Below are 19,089 nucleotides of genomic sequence, written 5' to 3' on the forward strand. Positions count from 1 at the left end.
GGGTGAAGAGAGATCTTCACCCGCCCCTCATCCGTATGCGCACCCCCGGTGCGCCACCTGGGAACTCCTCCTCCTGCGGGGTCCTCCCCATAGGAACTCGCCGCCACCTGGGAACTCCTCCTCCTGGGAATTCGACGCCGCCCGCGAACTGACTGACTCCTGGGAACTGGCCGCCTCCCGGAATTATTGGTTGTGCACAATTGAATTGTGTGCAATCATTTTCGTATGAACGCGCTCGACCTCGACCGGCAGCTCTGCTTCGCTCTCTATTCGGCGTCACGAGCGATGACCGCGTCGTACAAGGATCTGCTTGCCGAACTCGGCATCACCTATCCGCAGTATCTGGTGATGCTCGTGCTCTGGGAAGAGGGCTCCAACGACGAGGGTGTGACGGTCAAGCGCCTCGGCGAGCGTCTGCAGCTCGACTCGGGCACGCTCTCCCCTCTGCTGTCACGACTCGAATCGCTCAGCTTCGTCACCCGCCATCGTTCCGCCGAGGATTCGCGCAGAGTTCTCGTCCGCGCCACCGCCGAGGGCGCAGCGGCCAAAGAACGCGCCGAATGCGTACCTGCCCGGATCGGCGAGCGCACGAATCTCGACCCCGCGTCGATGCCCGAGCTGCTGGAGACTCTGCGCGCGCTGACGAGGAACCTGCGCGCGGAACCCGCGCCCGTCGAGTCCCCCGACCCCCCTGCCGCACCTTTGAACTCGCACCGCGCCTCTGCATTGACAGCGCGCCACTGAACCCGTACTGCACCGCTGACCCCACATTTCACCATCGACCCCACCGATCACCACTGATCCGACAATGCACCAACAACGGAAGGAAACATCATGAGGGCTCTCTACACAGCAGAGGCACTGGCCACAGGCGAAGGCCGCGACGGCCACGGACGCACGAGCGACGGAAAGGTCGATGTCGATCTCGCGACTCCGACCGAGATGGGCGGCAGCGGCAACGGCACGAATCCCGAACAGCTCTTCGCCGTCGGCTACGCGGCCTGCTATCACTCAGCGCTGCGCCTCGTGGCCGGTCAAGCCAAGGCGAACGTCGACGATTCCACGGTCGGCTCACGCGTGAGCATCGGCAAGGACAATGAGGGCGGGTTCCAGCTCGCCGTCGAACTCGAGGTCACACTCCCGCACCTCGAGAAGGCCGAGGCCCAGGCGCTGGCCGACAAGGCCCACAAGGTCTGCCCATACTCGAACGCCACCCGCGGCAACATCGACGTGACCATCACCGTCACCGACGACTGATCGGCAACTCGGCTGCCGGGAGTCGGCGGCAGGCCTCCAGCAGCTGACCGACACCGGCTCGCCGACGCGGGCCGCAGCCTCCGGCCGCAACAACAGTTGAGGGGCGGGTGAAGATCTCTCTTCACCCGCCCCTCAGTGCCGTTCGGATTCAACACCCGGCACGCAGGCCCTGCCCCACCCAAACCTCAGCTGACGTCAGCGGATACCAGCTGACATCAGCAGAGACCAGCGGACGCATGCGAACCTCAGCGCGACGCTGAGACCTCAGCGCTCTGCCATCGCCTCGAGCGCGGACTTCTCGACCGCCTCGGCAACGGCCGGAGCCACACGGGAATCGAGCGCGCCGGGCACGATGTAGCCGGGCTCGAGGTCATCGCCGACGAGATCGGCGATCGCACGGGCGGCGACGAGCTTCATATCGTCGGTGATCTCGGACGCATCAGCGTCGAGCGCACCGCGGAAGATTCCGGGGAACGCGAGGACGTTGTTGATCTGGTTCGGGAAGTCGCTGCGCCCGGTAGCCACCACGGTGGCGTACTTGGCGGCGACGTCGGGGACCACCTCGGGGTTGGGGTTCGACAGAGCGAAGATGATCGCGTCGTCGGCCATGTTGGCCAGGTGAGCCTCGTCGATGGTGCCGCCGGAGACGCCGATGAAGGCATCGGCACCGTCGAGGGCCTCGCCGATCCCACCGGCGATTCCGCGCGGGTTCGTCGACTCGGCGAGGAACTGCTTCGTCTCGGTCAGATCTGAGCGGCCGGACTCGACGACGCCCTTGGAATCGAGGACGACGATGTCGTTGACACCAGCGTCGGCGAGGATCTTCACCACGGCCACACCGGCAGCTCCGGCACCGGAGACGACGACGCGGACGGACGAGAAGGACTTCTTCACCACGCGCAGAGCATTCGTCAGCGCGGCGAGGACGACGACGGCGGTGCCGTGCTGGTCATCGTGCATGACGGGAATGTCGAGGGCTTCCTTGACCCGGTTTTCGATCTCGAAGCAGCGCGGAGCGGAGATGTCCTCGAGGTTGATCGCTCCGAAGGTCGGGGCCATGCGGACGATGGTTTCGACGATCTCGTCCGTGTCATTGGTGTCGAGTACGATCGGAATCGCATTCAGCCCGGAGAAGGACTTGAACAGGGCGCACTTGCCCTCCATCACCGGCAGCGAGGCGGCCGGACCGATGTCACCGAGTCCGAGCACAGCCGACCCGTCAGAGATGACCGCGACGAGTCGGCCGGTCCACGTGTGCGTGCGCGCCAGCTGCGGTTCGTCCTTGATCGCGGTGCAGACCTTGGCCACGCCCGGGGTGTACGCGATCGAAAGGTCGCGCTGGGTCTGCAGCGGTGAGGTGAGCTCGGCGGAGAGCTTGCCGCCTTCGTGTGCCTCGAAGATCTCGGCGTCGGTGATCGGGCCCTTCGAGCTCTGGTCGGAGGCGGCTGAGTTGTGAGCGGTGGTCGTCATGGTTGATCCTCGTGGTTGATGCGGCGGCGGTTGGTGAGCCTGCTGGGCTCGTGAGTTCTCGGTCGAGCGAGCACTCCGTTCGATGATCGGATCATCGGTGCAGCCGACAGTGATCGTCTGGCCGTCGGCCGGCGCGGACACGGTCGACCGTGAGCGCAGGCGATGGTCTGGGCGAAGAACTGGTCACCAGTGAAGGATGGCGCGGTGACGTCGAAGCGGCCCGCGACATGACCCTAGGTGAAGGGCGACGCGGTTGCGCGCAGTGCGGATACGGCTCGCATGTGGCGAGTACCGACCTCATGGGTCGCATCCGACAACTCGATCATCATAACCGATGCTGTGACCCGTTTCACTCGAAAATCCGGCCCCCACCGAGGCCGTCCCGCCGTTCCGGTGGCATGTTCTCCAGACCTTTGGACTCAAGGCTGGAACGTCGTCGTTGTCGTCGCCGAGGAGGCACGCCCCCGATGGCCGACTCATTCTGCAGCCGCGACGGGCCAGTACCGAGGAGGCGTATTCTCCCCCGAAATCGCAGCAGAGCTTCCCCGCAATCCCCACCCAGGAACCGCACTCATCCAGAAACCGTGCCTGAACTGCATGGATGAAATCCAACACTCTCATGTCAGCGCCGGATGCAAAGATGATGGGGTAATCAGAACCTCTTCGATCTATCATCGAGAAATATTCGAATCTTTTCTTTGTTTTCTATTGTGAATGTCCATTTGAACGCTTAACATAGAATTAACAGCTTTTCCAATCAGCACCACTCCCGACAACGAAGTCCGAGGCAGGTGAAAACGCAATGAAGGGCACCACCAACCGTTCGACTCCCGCGCAAGCAGACGAGCCGGGTGTGGCACAGCCGTCGCCCCGATTCGCCATCCGCTTCGAATCAAGCATGTCTCGCTTTGCCGAGAACGCGGTCGCTTCCGACCGTGCCCATTTCTCCCTCCTCGAGTCAGTCTCCTCAGTTGTGTTGGAACAGGTCTTCATCGCCCTCGAACTACCCGTGCCCGAGGGTTCCGAACCGTTTCGCTGCGAAACGATCTCCGCATCCTTCGAACGCCGCGCCAAAGAGTCCGAAGAGAACACCGTCTTCGGCGTTGCGGAGAAGTCGGAGTCCTCACCCAAGGGCGCGTCGTCAACCAAGGGCGCGTCTTCGTCCAACGGCGCGTCGTCGCCCACGGACGACACGACCAGCACCGGCGGCTCCGCTTCCGCGACAGTTGTGCTCTATGACGCCGACTTCGCCCGCGAACAGTTACACAAGGCGGCTGAGCCCGAGGCGAAGGCGCTGCCCGAGTTCCCCGAGCTCGATGAGGGCATCTGCTTCTCGAAATGGGTCTATGACAATGTCGACGCTGAGGACCTCGTCGAGATCTCGACGGTGCTGGGGACCAACACTGCCCGTACCTACCGTCAGCTCACCGGCGCGATGACGATCTTCTATGGCCTGCCGCGCTTCGCCGACCGTGTCCGCGGCGGAGAGTTCACCCAGGCTCATGTCGATGTGGTCGCCCGCCAGTGCGCTGATGTCGCGTTCGACTTCCTTCCGAAGCTCGACATCTTCCTGGCCGCGAGGCGCGCCGATATCACCTGCGAGACCCTGCGCCGGGATCTGGCGAAGATGGTCGCCCTGCTCGTCCCGCCGGTCGACAACACCGAACTCGCCACCAAGCGTCGCCGCGTCGATGTCGAAGGCTACAAGGACGGCTCGGCCTGCCTGACCGTCAGCGGGCCTTCAGCGGAGATCTTCGCCTGCTACAACCGAATCCAGGGCATGGCACTGGCCGTGCATGGAAAGAACAAGTCGGCGTTCAATCTGCCTGTGGGCGTTGAGATCAGCGATGACCGCTCCATCTCTCAGCTCGAGTACGATCTGTTCATCCGGCCTGTCCCGGAACTCAAAGTCAAAGTCATTTCGGTCGACCCGATCACGGGTATCCAAACCGCGGAAGAGAAGTCGCTGCTCGACACCGACGGCGAGCTCATTCCGGATATGGACTCCGACGACGCTGTCGCCGACTTCGCGAAGCACCTTGCTTCGGGTTCAGCTGACGACACCGCAGAGTCGTCCGACCGGAGCTCGGCCGCTGGCTCAACGGATTCATCCGACGGACTCTCTGTCGCCAACCGACCCGACGGTTCGGCTTTCCGCCCCGACTGCAGCGTCGAAGGCCAGGACTCTGACGGCCCCGTTGAATATGTCGTCAAGCTGCGCATGCCCACCAATTCGTGGTGGCTGTCGCATCAGGCCGCCACCGTGGTGACCGTTCCCTTCCTCACCCTCACCGAAGATTCGGACCTGCCCGGCACCTTTGCCAACGGCTCGCCTGTACCCGCCGAGGTGGCCCGCACTATCGCCGGCCGTTCGAAGAGCATCCAACGGATTCTCACCGACCCCGGCACCGGCACTCCCATCGACGCCAAAGCGACCACCTACCAGGTCCCCAGGGATCTTCGGAAGACCTTGGTCGAGCAGTGGACCGTGTGCACCGTTCCCGGCTGTGTTCGTCGGGCTGAGAAGTCAGAGATCGACCATGTCGTTCCGTTCTTCCATCTGAATCCGCTCAAGGGCGGTCTCACTCGGTTCGGAAACCTGCATCCGCTGTGCAAGAAACACCATGCGTTGAAGACCGCCGGTCGCCTTCGGGTCACTATGCCCAAATCCGGTGAGCTCGACTACGAGTTCAAGCACGGGATCACGACTACTGTGTCGGCGCCCGGCCAGCCTATCAATGTGGCCCAAGCGCTCGAATTCGATGCCTTGGGACGATTGGGTCTCAAACGGTGGAAACTGCCCTGGTCGATGGTTCCCTCAGCACCGAGGGTGCTCGAACTCATGCCCGGTGAGTCGACGATCCGCCAGCGCGACGAAAAGAAGCGCCGGCGCGACGAGGAGAGGCGTCAGCGGAAGGAACGCGAAGCCCGACAGCGGCGACTGTCGGAGGCGTATCGGGAGCAGCAGGCAGAAAACAGGCGGCTGCGGCTTGAACGCTGCCTCAATTGGGAGAAGTCTGCCCGCCAGCTCAGTCTTCCCGCCGGCACCGACCCAGCTGCAATGAAGCAGCTGACTGGGAACGCCAAGTATGCAAAGGCAGTCAAATGGTCGCGTCTCGCGGGTCTCGCCATCGACGACATCACCGTCGACCCGAACGGGCTCGACAAACCCAGCGCTCGTACCAGCACCGGCTCGAGCATCAGCGACTCGGAGGTCAAGGCGCAGTCTGAGGACGCTTCCGACTCCAAGGACGCTGGAGCCGACGATCCCTGGGACCACCGCTTCGTCTCCAAGACGGTGAACTGGGAACACGACCTCGAAGTCGATCCCCCACCATTCTGATGACGCGCCGCGGAGTCTCTGACGTCACTGCAGGTGGGGCCGTTGCATTTCAATCGGATGGAAGGCACCCAACCGTCTGTGCACGTAGACTCATGACAATTGAACGATCGCTCAGAGGCAGGTGGAGATTGGACACGTTTCCGCCGACACCTGGAGAAAGAGGAATAGATGAGTGTGCTCTATCTGGTCCGGCACGGACAGGCTTCGTTCGGCACCGATGACTATGATCGGCTGTCCGCCCTCGGCAAGGAGCAGAGCCACATCACCGGTCGCTTCCTTGCCTCACAAGGACTCGAACCCGATCGCATCATCCACGGTGAGATGCTGCGGCAGCGCCAGACCGCCGAGGGCCTCCTCGCAGGACTCGGCCGCGATATGGACGCCCACGTCGACGCAGGTTGGAACGAATATGCCGCATGGGAGCTCACCGGCGTACTCACGGATCTCGATCCGCGCGCTCAGCACGATTCGAAGATCTTCCAGGGCGAACTCGAACGCGGTGCCGCCCGGTGGGCCTCGGGTGAGCACGACGAGGACTACACGGAGACCTACAACCAGTTCACGTCACGCGTCGAACGCGCTCTCGCTGATGCGGTCGCGGCCATGGAGTCAGGACAGTCAACGATCGTGGTCTCGAGCGCCGGTGCCATCGCGTGGACCGCGGCCCGACTGATCGGCGGCGGTTTCGACCAATGGATGGCCTTCAACCGAGTGACCATCAACACCGGCATCACGAAGATCATCACCGGCCGAGGCGGCACCAGCCTCATCTCGTTCAACGAGCACGGCCACCAGGATCCGAAGAACGCTACATACCGCTGAGGCGGCGAAAGCCGAACTCGCGAGTCAGCCGTGGCGGCGCATGCCGAACCGACGAGTCAGCCCGCCGTGGCAGCGGAAGCCGAGCCCGCGGGTCAGCCGTTCCCGCTCTCTCCTGATCGCCCGTGTTCTGTCCCCGTGGGGATCCCGATCACAACCGGTTCCGCAGGTCCGCAGCATCCGCCGGCGTCCGGTACACCGGCGACGTCGACGCTATCGGCTGCGTCCGGTGCACCGGCGACGTCGGCAGCGCCCGTTGCTCCAACTGCGTCCGGCACGTCGGCTGCGGCCAAGTCGACAAAACCGGGTCTATTGGCAGGCGCATCACACGAAGATCCGATGTCAGCGGAACACACGCCCGTCTCCGGCAGGACGAGTTCGACTCGGGCCGCAGCTTCGTGGTCTCCCACGATCGCTGCGACAACTGAACGGACCTGCTCGTAACCGGTGTACATGAGGAACGTCGGGGCACGCCCGTAGGACTTCATGCCCACGATGTAGAAATTCGGCTCCGGATGCCCCAGCACCCGGGCACCATGCGGAGGGACCGTTCCGCAGCTGTGATACTCGGGATCGATGAGCGGCCCCAACTGCTGCGGAGCTTCGACAACCGGGTCGAGGTCCAACCGGATCTCGCGCAGGAATCCCAGGTCCGGACGGAAGCCGGTGGCGGGAACGACCCGATCGGCGTGGAGCGTCACCGACTCTCCGCCGGTCTCGGCAGCCACGGTGCCACCACCGTCGGCGGCGAACCCGGTGATCGTCGTGGAGGCATGCACATCGATGGCCCCGTCTTCGACAAGACGGCGGAGCCGCGCGCCCAGGGCTCCGCGAGCCGGCAGACCGTCCTGGTCCTCCCCACCGTAGACGGATGCCGGGTCTGCGCGCCTGAGCACCCAGCCGATTCGCGTGCCCGGCACTTCCGCACGCAGCTCCGCCAGTGCCAAGAGCGTGTTCGCCGCCGAATGCCCTCCACCGACGACAAGAGTCCGCCTCCCGGCGAAATGCTCACGGTCACGGCCGGTCACATCGGGCAGAGGCGAGGTGACGAACCCGCTGCGACGAGCCTCGACTTCGCCGGGCGCTGCGAGCCCGGACTGCCCGATCGGATTCGGGCTCTCCCATGTCCCCGAAGCGTCGATGACCGCCCTGACCTGGAAGTCCGCCGTAGTTCCATCGGAGTTCTGAGTGCGAACAAGAAAGGGAGTCGATTCACGCTGCGCGGTGCCGGTCCGGTCCAGTCCGACTCGGCTCACTGCCACAACCCGGGTATCGGTGAGGATGGCGTCCCGGAGTCCATCTGTCTCGGCCAGCGGAAAGAGATAGTCCCGGATGAGTTCGTCCCCTGTGGGAAGGTGCTCGCCGTCGGGTTCCTGCCAACCGGTGGGTGCCAGCAGGCTGCGGGCCGCGACGTCGATGTTGTATTTCCACGGAGAGAACAACCCGATATGACCCCATTCGGCCACTGCCGCCGCGACGGACGATCCCACTTCGAGGACGAGCGGTCGGATCCCACGTCGGACCAGCTGGGCCGCGGCCGCGAGGCCGACGGGACCGGAACCGATCACGGCGACCGGCAGATCTGCGAGCGCGAAATCAGTCATTGGGAGCCGTCTCGGCGATGGGGTTCGACGTGGTCGTCGACTGTGTGGATTTCGTCCCAGCGTCGGGGGCGAGATCGACGATGAGGGCTTCGACTCGGGTCCGGATCTCATCACGGATTCGGCGCACCGATTCCAGGCTCTGACCTGCGGGATCGTCGAGAACCCAGTCTTCGTATCGTTTGCCGGGGAAGATCGGGCACGCATCGCCGCAGCCCATCGTGATCACGACGTCCGAGGTGCGCACGGTATCTGCGTCGAGCAGAGTGGGGCTGTTGCGGGTGATGTCGATGCCGAGCTCCCGCATAGCATCGACTGCGACGGGATTGATCGACTCGGCCGGTGCGCTTCCGGCGGACCGCACTTCGATGTCTCCCCCGCCCAGTTCCCGAAGGAATCCGGCCGCCATCTGGGACCTGCCGGCGTTGTGCACACAGACGAAGAGGACACTCGGCTTTGGCGTTTGTGTGAGACTCATGCTCGATTCGCTCCTTGAACAGAGGGTGAGGGGAAGAAACGGGGTCGCGCCCAGAGCGCGACATAGACGAGGGCGACGAGGATGGGCACCTCGATGAGCGGGCCGACGACTCCGGCGAGCGCCTGCCCCGAGGCGACGCCGTACGTCCCGATCGCCACTGCGATGGCGAGTTCGAAGTTGTTGCCGGCAGCGGTGAATGCCAGGGTCGTCGTCTTCTCATAGCCCAGGTTCAGGGCTTTGCCGATGACCATCCCGACAGCGAAGACGACGACGAAGTAGACGAGCAGAGGCAGGGCGATGCGGGCGACATTGCCCGGGTGAGAGGTGATCTCGTCACCTTGGAAGGCGAAGAGCACGACGATGGTGAACAGCAGTCCGTACAGCGCCCACGGCCCGACCTTCGGGAGGAAGCGATCTTCATACCACTGACGCCCCTTCGCCTTCTCCCCCACCGTGCGTGTGAGGAAGCCGGCGAGAAGCGGGATTCCGAGGAAGACGAGGACGCTCGCGGTGATCGCCCAGAAGGAGAACTCGCTGCTCGTCGTCGGCAGCCCCAGCAGATTCGGCAGCCACTGCAGATAGAGCCAGCCGAGGAGACCGAATGCGAGAACTTGGAATACGGAGTTGACGGCCACGAGCACGACGGCGGCCTCGCGGTCGCCACACGCCAGGTCGTTCCAGATGAGGACCATGGCGATGCACCTGGCCAGCCCGACGATGATCAGTCCGGTGCGATATTCGGGCAGGTCGGGAAGGAACAGCCAGGCGAGCACGAACATGAACGCCGGAGCTGCCAACCAGTTGATGACCAAGGAGGTGACCATGAGCTTCTTGTCGGCCAGCACGTGCCCGGTCTCGTTGTACCGGACCTTGGCGAGCACCGGAAACATCATCACCAGGAGGCCGATGGCGATCGGCAGGGAGACGTCGGCGACCTTGACCGAGTCCAAGGCCTCCGCCAGGCCGGGCACAACCCTGCCCAGAAGCAGACCCAGCGCCATGGCGCCGAAGATCCACAGCGGCAGGAGGCGATCCAGCGTCGACATCTTCGCCGCCACCGGCGAATCGGTGTGGGTAGTCGCCGTGGAGTGCATGGTCCCCCTTGAGGTCCGAGTCGGCTCTGCGCCGGGCGCATGCGCCGACGCATTGAAGTTCATCGATACGATAGGACCACAAGGCATCGACAAATGTCAATGTATGCGCATAATGGAAGAGTGACCACACAACCCACACTCTCTCCGGCCGAGGCGGACGTCTGCTGCCCGTCGCTGACCGTCTCGCCGTTGAGCATCGAAGACGCTCACGACTTCGCGCGCATCCTCAAAGCAGTGGCCGACCCGACCCGGTTGCGCCTGGTCTCACTCATCGCCGCACATGAACAGCAGGAAGCGTGTGTCTGCGATCTCACCGAACCCGTCGGTCTCGGCCAGCCGACCGTCTCCCACCACCTGAAGATCCTCGTCGATGCCGGGGTCCTGCACCGTGAGAAGCGCGGCGTCTGGTCGTACTACTCGCTCGAGGCCGCCACATTGAACCGTCTCTCCGAATTCCTCTCCCCCGGCTGAGGCGGCGCACGGGTAGGACTCTTTCGCCGAGGCGACCTGGCCCTACCGCTGCCGGTGGACGTGCGCCACGGCTTCGGCGCGACTGCGCACGCCGAGCTTGCGGTAGAGCGCGGACAACCGGTTCTTCAGCGTCCCGGACAACACTCCTCACACCCACCGATACTCGTACTCCGGCCGCCCCGGAGTCCCGTGCCGAGGTTGCTTGATCGCCTGCTTCGTCGAGACGAGGTGCTCCAAGTACCGACGGACGGTGACCCTGGACAGATCAAGCCGACGCCCCACCTCGGTGGCGGAGACCGGAACCGTGGAATCGCGAACGAACGCGGACACGGCCTCCAAAGTCTCGACGATGAGCCCCTTCGGCAGGGTCGTCGACGACACCGACCGCAGGGCTGAGAGCGCATTGTCCACCGAAGCCTGAGTCGCCAACGAACCCGATCCGCTGAGTCCGCGCCGGAACTCCCGCTGGTTCTCCAGCTTCTCCCGGAACGACGCGAAGGTGAATGGCTTGATGAGGTATTGCGTGATACCCGACGAGATCGCCGACCGGATGACCTGCAGGTGCCGCACCGCGGTGATCGCGATGATGTCGACGTCCTGACCGCGCGAGTTCAGCCGCCCAGCCACCTCTAGGCCATGCGAATCCGTGAGGTTCATGTCGAGGAGGACGATATCGACTGGCGTCCCGGCCGCGGCGAGTTCGTCGAAGCGTTCGATCGCCTCGTGCCCACCCAGACACGTTCCGACGACCTCGAACCCGGGCACACGGGCCACGAAGTCCGCATGCGCCTGCGCCGTCGTCGGGTCGTCTTCGACGATGAGGACCCGCAGCGCGGCATCATCGCTCACGTGAGTCTCCTTCCGCCCGATCCTGACTCGAATCCTCACCATCAGTGGTGTGGTTCTCGGAAGAATCGCAGTCGCCGACCGCGGCGATGTCCCGTAGCGGAAGCGTCACCGTGAAGATCGCACCGCCATCGGAATCGACATCGATATGTCCGCCGAGGCGGCTCACCGCCTGCCGGACCAAGACGAGTCCGAATCCGTGCCGTCCCACGCCTGCGACCTCGGGTTTCGCCGAGGCGCCGAGATGGAAGAGCGCCTCGATGTCCTCCCCCACAACTCCGGCTCCGGAATCCGCGATGGTGATGATGAGCTCCCCGTCAGCGGCGACGAAGTCCGCCCACACTTGCTTCTCAACCGAGTCCGCGACCGCGTCGAAGGCATTGTCGAGGAGGTTGCCAGCAACGGTGACGAGGTCGCGAGCGTCGAGTCGTTCGGGAGGGAGTTCGCCGGTGGCGGTGACGGTGAGTTCGATGCCGCGCTCATTGGCCTGCGCGGCCTTGCCGATCATGAGCGCGGTGATGAATGGTTCGTCGAGGGAGGCCACGAAGGAATCCGTCAGCCGCTGTGATTCCTGCTCATCCTTGACTGCGAAGTCCAGCGCCTCCTGCACCCGGCCGAGTTCGATGAGCGTGGAGACCGTGTGCAAACGGTTGGCATGTTCGTGGGTCTGGGCGCGCAGGGCCTCGGACAGAGTGGTCATCGTCGCCAGCTCTCCAGTGAGCTCTTGTATGTCCGTGCGATCGCGCAGGGTCGCGACCGTTCCGCCCTCGTCTCGCCCGCCGCGCGGCTGACGCGCCTGTTTCTGGCTGATGACTAGGACGCGATCCTCGGTGAAGTGGATTTCGTCGACGGCGTCCCGACCGGTCGTCAGAAGGTCGCGGACAGATGAGGGCAGCGCCACCTCGGCGAGGGAGATCGGCGTCGATTCCTCCACCTTGGGAAGACCGAGCAGGGACGCGGCCTCATCGTTGTAGAGGACGAGCCGGCCGGAATCGTCGGCGAGGATGAGACCTTCGCGAAGGGAATGCAGAGCCGAATCGTAGAACGCGAACAGCCGACGCAGCTCCTCGGGACCGTAGCCGAGGGTGACTCGGCGCAGGTAGCGGGCGAGCAGCCAGGAGCCGAGTCCGCCGAGGGCGAGCGCGGCCAGGCCGACGAGGATGATCTGCGGCAGGGAGGCCGCCTGCGCGACCGACAGGGTCTCGAGAGTCACGCCGACGGCGACCATGGCGGTGACCTCGCCGCTGGCGTCCGTGATCGGCACGATCGCGCGCACCGATGGGCCCAATGTGCCCACGTATTCTTCGGTCTGGGTCTGCCCTGCCCGGGCTTTTGCAGTGCTGCCGAGGTAGGTCTTGCCCAGCTGATCTGGGTCGGGGTGGGTGTAGCGGGTACCGTCGCGGTCCATGATCGTCACGAAATCCACCTCGGCGAAATCGATGACGGTCAGTGCATATGGCTGCAACCGAGCGGAGGGATCGTCCCCGGTCACAGCCTCGGTGACAAAGGGATCGTGGGCCAGCGTCTCCGCGATGGACAGGGCCCGCTCTCCGGTGGCGTGCCGGATGTTGTTCAGCGTCGTCACGTAGCTCGTCACCGACAGCGCGGTGCAGACGAGGACGATGAGGACGAGTTGGACGAGGAAGAGGCGCCTCGCCAGGGTTCCGCCTCGGCGAGCCCGGAATCGCTCCCGACCTCGCCGTGGTGTCCGTCCGAGTTCAACACTGTTCACTGGCCTCACGAAGTCAGCAATCATTGGTCATAAGGGAACGGGCGGTGAGAGGAAATCAATGTCCAGCTGCTCCGACTTCCTCATCTTCGACAGCGGGAACTCATCGTCCGAATGCACCTCACCAACAACTTCGGACACAGCGGAAGCGACCCCTTCGATGTACTGTGACTTCCCGGGGACACATTTGGCTGCGAGAGCTTCAGCAAACATGCTCCACAGGGCGCTAACGAGGAAGGGATCCTCCCCCGGCTCGAGGCGAATAATCTGTTCTGCCAACGCATTTGCGTCCCGAGGCTGTGTGCTCAGGTCAGGCAGTTCGTCCATTTCGTCGGGAAGTGAAGGCAATCTACCTGCGTCAACAATGACGTGAATGGTCAACTGCATACCGGAAGAGTTCCAGTCGTTGGACTCCACACGGATTTCCGCCACCTGATTCAGCACTCGACCAATCGGCGATTCGGATTTCTCATGTTTGCTTCTCACAAGCCTCTGGAGCGGCGCAAGCCAATAATGCACGCTGTCAGGCACTGCAAAGCGCCCGAACCAACGTCCAATGGAAAGACCGAAATCTCTGGAGTCAGCTTCTGTGGCGAACTCATAGCCACGGCACACTGGCGAGCCATCGACTTCGGACTTGAGCACACTCACAATTCGAGCGAGATCAGCGAACGAGCAGTCACTGCCTTGACCTACTCGCGGAAACCGCGGGTTTTCGTGGTTGAGAGCTCGAGCGCGTTCGCCCCCTTCCAGCTCGACCAACGGAGCGACCTGGAGGTATTCACGCTTAGCAAGGACTACGTCACAGGTTTGCGAAACGACCACATGCGGACCTGCAAGGCCGGCATGCCCCGAATATTCGACAACACTTCCTTGTCGGAGCTCCTGAAAATAGTCCTCGCCCATGACTCGCTATGGCTCCGGCGAGTAGGTCGGAGCAGGTCTGTTGATGTCAGTGGGAGTAGATGCGTAGCGCGAACGCTGCTGATCGAGCAATGCAAGGAACCGGAGCCGAGCGCCCTGACCGCCGACTTCCTCAATTGTTTCGATCTGCTTCATCACGCGACCGAGCGCTTCTTCGTTTGCAGCCGAGATCCGTCCGCCTGAAGCCCACAGATGAACTGTACGCCTGGAAACACCGAATAGCTTGGCAACCTGATCCCAGGTATACGACCCGCGAGACTTTATCTGCTTGACAAGGTCTGCAGTGGTCTCGATCTCAGCATGAGCCGGAGCAAGTTCTTCGATGCTGGACGGTTTATCGGCTGAGCTATTTGACGCTGTCGGATGAGCGCTGGAAGTCGGTTGGAGTGAACTATCTTCGCAAACAAGCATGACCGGGATCGACGTCCCGGAAATAGACATTGTCGCCATTGGCAGACCTCGTGTAAGGAAGAGTTCTTCCCGTGAGAAATCTGTAGTTGTCATTGGTCGTACCTCTCGTAGAACCGCTCAGTCACCACATCGCCGAAATGGTTCGACGCAATTCCTGACAGTCGGTACAGCTGTGTCTGGACCGCCCCACGTTCGCTATCCAGTCGGCCCTCTTCGTACGCGTCCAAATCGAGGATCCAGCTCGGCTCGTCTACTGGGGAAAGGGTGGGATCGATCGATTGCCCTTCACCTAGCCGTGCGGATCGCACCAAAAGAAAGGACGACTCCACCCGATAGACGGACTCTGTCATGCTATGCACCAAGTCAGCTCTCCTGGGAGATACTGAGTGCCCACCAAGTACCGCTGGGACGAAGTGTTCTTCCAAACTACTCAGGTCTGTTTGGCCGACGATTCGATTCGTATACCGGTATCCAATACGGCTGAAGCGAGGAATAGTCGCACACTCATTCACGATATCTAAACCGGCTAACAACCGAGCCACAAAATCGCCGTGATTCGTGTAATCAGTCGACTCTAGAGCGATGAAATTCAGACCAACAGCGAGGCTCCACCGTTCGTCCCCTGAAAAGAAACGTACGATCCTGCCTCGGCTTTGCTCTTGAACACCACCGGATTGATTGACCACAACTTCAAATTCTGTCTCCTCGCGTTTGAACGGGTAGACAGACCCAAGATCGTCAACGATGCGAGCGACTACTTGGTCCAAGTCAAAGGCCGTCAGATCGGGCCAGCGAACCTGCGCGAGAACTCGAGCGAGCGGAGGATTCTTCAGCTCTGCTCGCCGATTATCTGGAGTCAGCGAATTTGAGGTCACATTTCACACTCTACTTCACACCTCAATAGGTGTGAAGCAATCGAAAGCGATTCACATCAGATACCGAGCCGCCTGGCCAGGGTTCCGCCTCGGTGAGCCCGGAATCGCCCCCGGCCCCGCCATGGAGGGGCCGGGAGGGACGCCATTACTTCTTAACGCTCTTCTTTTTCTTCTTGCTGCCGCCGGAGATGAGGAGGGCCAAGCCGATTGCGGCCAGCCAAGTGTCCTTGGCCACTGCGGTGCCGTCCTCGGCCGGGCGGATGCCGTCGTCCTTGGTCATCGAATCGATGGAGAAGTAGTTCGCGACGAGGCCGGCGGCGAAGGTCGTCAGCGCGGCACCGGCGATGCGGGTAGGCACGAACGGCAGCAGCAGGGCGGAGCCGACGGCGATCTCACCGTAGGACAGGAACTTCCCGAACTGGGCGGGGGTCATGTTCTCGACCATGGGCACACCGTTGGCGGCCATCTGCTGGAGTCCGGCCGCGGATTCCTCGTCGAGACCGAGCTTGCCGATGCCCGAATTGAGGATGAATGCGCCGGGAACTGCGCGCAGAAGTGCGGTGCTGAGTTTCATATCCTGCTCCTTTGTAATCGGATCGTCACTGAGCCAAGACTATCCGTGAGGGCGCTGGCACGCCACAGCTCACTCCCCGCAGCGTGGATCGGGAACAGCCAGATGGGAAGATCTACTTGTCTCTGCTCGTGCGGATGCGCTCGATGAGGTCATCGAGCGCATCGTCGAATTCGCGCTGCGTATGGTCTTCCCTCAGAAGATCCTGGAGACGCTGGACCGTCGGGTACTGCCCCAGATCCGTCTCCGATGACGCTTCAGCGTCTTCGTCCCCGATGGCTTCCGGGGTCAGCGAGGCGGCATGGAGGAGGAGCGCTCCGACGAGGAAGCTCGTGAATGACTTGTACGCAGCCACGGCGTCCCTGTCAGAGAAGCCGAAGCGCTGCAGCGACGACAGGAATTCCTCGACCCAGCGCACGCTGCGCAGCGGCGGTCGAAGCCAGGGTGCCGCGGGCGGTTGAGTGGCGATGAGCGGGAAGATCCGCGGGTGGCCGATGGCGAGCTTGCGCGTGGCATTGGCCACTCGCTGCAGGTACTCTTCCCAGGAGTGAGCGTCCTCGGTCATGAGTTCGTCGTCGAAGAGACCGTCGATGAGCTCGTCGACCATGGCTTCGAGAAGATCCGCACGTCCGGAAATGTGACGATACAGCGCCATCGCCTCTACTTCCAATACCGTTCCGAGGCGGCGCATCGTGAGCTCGCCGAGACCGCAGGCATCAACGAAGGCGATAGCTGATTCCACGATCTGAGTCCGGTCGAGTCGCTGCTGGACCACTTGCACCCTCTTTCCCTCGTCTGAGAAGTCGCGGCTGGGGAGGCGTCTTGCGACATTCTACGCGTTGCACCTGACGAAGCGAGAGGTATTTCCGAAGGACGATTACAGTGTAAACATCTCATGGATGAATAAGGTATCACCCTACGCTGACCTCGCCGCACAAGGGTAAGCCCTCAAACCTCAGGTACCGCCGAAGCGGCACCGCAGGGTTCTGATGCGTCCGAGTCGCCCGATCTGTTGCGGAGCGAAAGCCCGGTCTGCTAGGTTGATTACGCCGTAAACATGAATAGCGCTCGACAGAGCAGTACGTCCACACCGATCTCTACGAAAGGACGAATCATGGATTCTCACGACAAGACCGACAAGGTCTCTGACAAGGCTGAAGAGCTCAAGGGCAAAGCGAAGACCGCTGCAGGCAAGGTCACCGACGACAAAGGCCTCGAAGCCGAAGGCAGGACCGACGCGGCCAAGGGCAAGATCAAGCAGGTCGGCGACGACACCAAGGACTCGCTGAAGGGCGTCAAGGACTCGCTCAAGGACTCACCGGAGAACTGAGGGACGCGGCTGGAGGGCGGAGGCACTGTCCGCCTCCGCCCTTCGGCCATGCTTTCAGATCTCATGCCCCAGAAGTCGGCGTGCCGGTACGATCCGTCCCGGCGGCACGAGAAGAAGAGAAGATGATGGGAACTGACCGCCATGCTTTCGTCGTGGTGGCCAATCGCCTCCCCGTCGACCGCATCGACGGGGCGTGGGAAGCCTCGCCCGGCGGGCTGGTCTCAGCCGTGGCTCCCGTCGTGCGCGAGCAAGCCGGAGCCTGGGTCGGCTGGGCGAACACACATGACGACAGCCTCGAGCCCTTCGACTTCGACGGGATGAGCCTCGTCCCCGTCTCGCTCAGCCACGACGAACATCAGCAGTACTATGAGGGATTCTGCAACGCTACTCTATGGCCGCTGCACCACGACCTCATCGTCGCGCCGCAGTACCACCGCTCATGGTGGCGGGCCTACCGGGAAGTCAACGCCCGATTCGCACAGGCCGCGGTCGAGGCCGCCGAGACTGGGGCGACAGTCTGGGTGCACGATTACCACCTCCAGCTCGTACCGGCGATGATCCGTGCTCAACGACCGGACATCCGGATCGGATATTTCTGCCATATTCCGTTCCCTCCCGTCGAGCAGATGGCCCAGCTGCCGTGGCGTGACGAGATCCTCCGCGGCCTGCTCGGGGCCGATGTCATCGGTCTCCAGCGAGAGGCCGATGCCGCTAAGGCCCGCCAGGCTATGCAGGAGCTGCTGGGCATGGATCCCGAGGAACTTCGCGGCCGCGTCGGCTCGTACCCGATCTCGATCGACGTCGAGGAGATCCGGGCCGCGGCCGAATCCCCGGCGGTACAGGAGATGGCCCGATGCTTTCGCCGTGACCTGGGCGATCCCGCCACCCTCATGATCGGGGTGGATCGCCTCGACTACTCGAAGGGAATCCTGCACCGGCTGTGGGCTTTCGAGGAGCTGATCGACGACGGACTGCTCGATGCGCAGGGAACCTGTCTCGCGCAGATCGCAGTCCCCTCTCGCGAAGGCGTGCGCGCCTACCAGGACCTGCGCGACGAGGTCGAACATACGGTCGGGCGCATCAATGGGAGGTTCTCCACTCTCGGCGGCGATGTCATCCACTACTCCCACCACTCACATTCGACAGAGGAAGCCGTCGCCCTGTACCTGGCCGCCGACATCCTGCTCGTCACCTCCCTGCGGGATGGGATGAACCTCGTGGCCAAGGAATTCGTCACTGCCCGCCGAGACAGGGGCGGTGCACTCGTCCTCTCCGAATTCGCAGGAGCCGCCGAAGAACTCGACCAAGCCATCATCGTCAATCCCCATGATCGGGCCGGCCTGAAGGCGGCCATCCATCACGCGGCCACGCTCAGCGAAGACGAGGCCCGGAAGCGCATGGATGCGATGGCCGACACCGTCGCCGCTTTCGACGTCCGCCACTGGGCGCAAACTTTCCTCCATGACCTGCGAGACCCAGCATCTGCGGCGGCTCTGTCGCCCAGCGACTGGTGACACCGACCATTCTGACCGACCCACCCCAGGAGACCACTATGTACACGATGCTCAACAACCAGGAATCCTCGAAGTACGACCTCTACCTTCCCGGCAGACTCGTGGCCGCGCTCCATTACAAACTCGAGCCCGACGACAATGAGGTCATGTTCATCTACTGTGAAGCTATCGAGCCCACACAGGCCGACCGCCACCGGTGGGAGCTCATGCGGCGCGCCGTCGAAGACGCGAAGAGCCGACGCCTCAAGCTCACCATCACCTGCCCCATCGGCCTCAAGGCCCTCGAACAGCGGGCACCGCGTGCCGATGCCGATCACCAGCACGCGGAGGAGCCGCAGGCCTGACCGTCGCCCGGC

Annotated in this window: 19 protein-coding genes; 8 read left to right on the forward strand and 11 right to left on the reverse strand. The window is 63.0% G+C overall.

Annotated features, from left to right (window positions below; genetic code table 11):
- Window positions 1–225 precede the first annotated feature (225 nt).
- Together HK353_RS13130 and HK353_RS13135 are read left to right on the forward strand one after the other, a co-directional pair.
- Entirely contained in the window at window positions 226–744 is a 519-nt protein-coding gene (locus HK353_RS13130) for a MarR family winged helix-turn-helix transcriptional regulator (RefSeq protein ID WP_173156802.1), read from the forward strand.
- A gap of 90 nt (window positions 745–834) precedes the next feature.
- Window positions 835–1,257 carry an organic hydroperoxide resistance protein gene (locus HK353_RS13135; protein WP_101546164.1) on the forward strand — a complete coding sequence of 141 codons (423 nt, stop codon included), beginning with the start codon at window positions 835–837 and terminating at the stop codon, window positions 1,255–1,257.
- 264 nt (window positions 1,258–1,521) lie between these two features.
- Here the strand turns inward: HK353_RS13135 and HK353_RS13140 are convergent, their stop codons facing one another.
- On the reverse strand, window positions 1,522–2,727 hold the full coding sequence (locus tag HK353_RS13140; RefSeq protein ID WP_173156804.1) for an NAD(P)-dependent malic enzyme: 1,206 nt from the start codon (window positions 2,725–2,727) through the stop codon (window positions 1,522–1,524).
- An 898-nt stretch (window positions 2,728–3,625) separates the two neighbouring features.
- Between HK353_RS13140 and HK353_RS13145 the strand changes: the two genes are divergently transcribed.
- The gene (locus tag HK353_RS13145) at window positions 3,626–6,070 is read left to right on the forward strand and encodes an HNH endonuclease signature motif containing protein (protein ID WP_173156806.1); all 2,445 of its coding nucleotides are present in this window, start codon (window positions 3,626–3,628) and stop codon (window positions 6,068–6,070) included.
- A 168-nt stretch (window positions 6,071–6,238) separates the two neighbouring features.
- A complete protein-coding gene (locus tag HK353_RS13150) occupies window positions 6,239–6,892 on the forward strand; it encodes a histidine phosphatase family protein (protein ID WP_173156808.1) in 654 nt (217 codons plus the stop codon).
- Between the two features lie 92 nt (window positions 6,893–6,984).
- Here the strand turns inward: HK353_RS13150 and HK353_RS13155 are convergent, their stop codons facing one another.
- Genes HK353_RS13155 through arsB form a run of 3 tightly spaced genes read right to left on the reverse strand, consistent with a single transcriptional unit; the run spans window position 6,985 to window position 10,062 of the window.
- Window positions 6,985–8,493, reverse strand: coding sequence for an NAD(P)-binding domain-containing protein (locus HK353_RS13155; RefSeq protein WP_173156810.1), 1,509 nt, complete (start codon window positions 8,491–8,493; stop codon window positions 6,985–6,987).
- Window positions 8,486–8,968: an arsenate reductase ArsC gene (locus HK353_RS13160; protein WP_173156812.1), complete on the reverse strand. Its 483-nt coding sequence runs from the start codon at window positions 8,966–8,968 to the stop codon at window positions 8,486–8,488. Before HK353_RS13160 ends, HK353_RS13155 begins: the two co-directional genes overlap by 8 nt.
- The gene (gene arsB / locus HK353_RS13165) at window positions 8,965–10,062 is read right to left on the reverse strand and encodes an ACR3 family arsenite efflux transporter (protein WP_173156814.1); all 1,098 of its coding nucleotides are present in this window, start codon (window positions 10,060–10,062) and stop codon (window positions 8,965–8,967) included. The genes HK353_RS13160 and arsB overlap by 4 nt, the downstream gene beginning before the upstream one ends.
- Window positions 10,063–10,182: 120 nt before the next feature.
- Between arsB and HK353_RS13170 the strand changes: the two genes are divergently transcribed.
- Window positions 10,183–10,533 carry an ArsR/SmtB family transcription factor gene (locus HK353_RS13170; RefSeq protein ID WP_342589925.1) on the forward strand — a complete coding sequence of 117 codons (351 nt, stop codon included), beginning with the start codon at window positions 10,183–10,185 and terminating at the stop codon, window positions 10,531–10,533.
- 147 nt (window positions 10,534–10,680) lie between these two features.
- On the opposite strand, the gene HK353_RS13175 is transcribed toward HK353_RS13170, so the two are convergent.
- From HK353_RS13175 to HK353_RS13205, 7 genes are all read right to left on the reverse strand, one after another.
- Window positions 10,681–11,424 (reverse strand): response regulator, encoded by a 744-nt coding sequence (locus tag HK353_RS13175; protein ID WP_173156818.1) that lies wholly within the window; start codon window positions 11,422–11,424, stop codon window positions 10,681–10,683.
- On the reverse strand, window positions 11,372–13,111 hold the full coding sequence (locus HK353_RS13180) for a sensor histidine kinase (protein ID WP_342589926.1): 1,740 nt from the start codon (window positions 13,109–13,111) through the stop codon (window positions 11,372–11,374). Before HK353_RS13180 ends, HK353_RS13175 begins: the two co-directional genes overlap by 53 nt.
- Window positions 13,112–13,138: 27 nt before the next feature.
- The gene (locus HK353_RS13185; protein WP_173156821.1) at window positions 13,139–14,014 is read right to left on the reverse strand and encodes a hypothetical protein; all 876 of its coding nucleotides are present in this window, start codon (window positions 14,012–14,014) and stop codon (window positions 13,139–13,141) included.
- 6 nt (window positions 14,015–14,020) lie between these two features.
- Window positions 14,021–14,536: a helix-turn-helix domain-containing protein gene (locus HK353_RS13190; RefSeq protein ID WP_173156823.1), complete on the reverse strand. Its 516-nt coding sequence runs from the start codon at window positions 14,534–14,536 to the stop codon at window positions 14,021–14,023.
- Window positions 14,533–15,318 (reverse strand): TIGR04255 family protein, encoded by a 786-nt coding sequence (locus HK353_RS13195; protein WP_173156825.1) that lies wholly within the window; start codon window positions 15,316–15,318, stop codon window positions 14,533–14,535. The genes HK353_RS13190 and HK353_RS13195 overlap by 4 nt, the downstream gene beginning before the upstream one ends.
- A gap of 145 nt (window positions 15,319–15,463) precedes the next feature.
- Entirely contained in the window at window positions 15,464–15,892 is a 429-nt protein-coding gene (locus HK353_RS13200; RefSeq protein ID WP_173156827.1) for a hypothetical protein, read from the reverse strand.
- A 112-nt stretch (window positions 15,893–16,004) separates the two neighbouring features.
- Window positions 16,005–16,664, reverse strand: coding sequence for a TetR/AcrR family transcriptional regulator (locus tag HK353_RS13205; RefSeq protein WP_342589927.1), 660 nt, complete (start codon window positions 16,662–16,664; stop codon window positions 16,005–16,007).
- Between the two features lie 339 nt (window positions 16,665–17,003).
- On the opposite strand from HK353_RS13205, the gene HK353_RS13210 reads away from it, so the two are divergent.
- The 3 genes from HK353_RS13210 (at window position 17,004) to HK353_RS13220 (ending at window position 19,077) form a co-directional block, all read left to right on the forward strand.
- Entirely contained in the window at window positions 17,004–17,219 is a 216-nt protein-coding gene (locus HK353_RS13210; RefSeq protein ID WP_173156829.1) for a CsbD family protein, read from the forward strand.
- Between the two features lie 125 nt (window positions 17,220–17,344).
- Complete coding sequence (locus HK353_RS13215) at window positions 17,345–18,733, forward strand: alpha,alpha-trehalose-phosphate synthase (UDP-forming) (RefSeq protein ID WP_173156831.1); 1,389 nt, start codon at window positions 17,345–17,347, stop codon at window positions 18,731–18,733.
- Window positions 18,734–18,771: 38 nt separating this feature from the next.
- Window positions 18,772–19,077 (forward strand): hypothetical protein, encoded by a 306-nt coding sequence (locus tag HK353_RS13220; RefSeq protein WP_173156832.1) that lies wholly within the window; start codon window positions 18,772–18,774, stop codon window positions 19,075–19,077.
- The last annotated feature ends 12 nt before the right edge of the window (window positions 19,078–19,089 follow it).

It is taken from the genome of Brevibacterium permense (genome assembly GCF_013280495.1).
GTDB lineage: Bacteria > Actinomycetota > Actinomycetes > Actinomycetales > Brevibacteriaceae > Brevibacterium > Brevibacterium permense.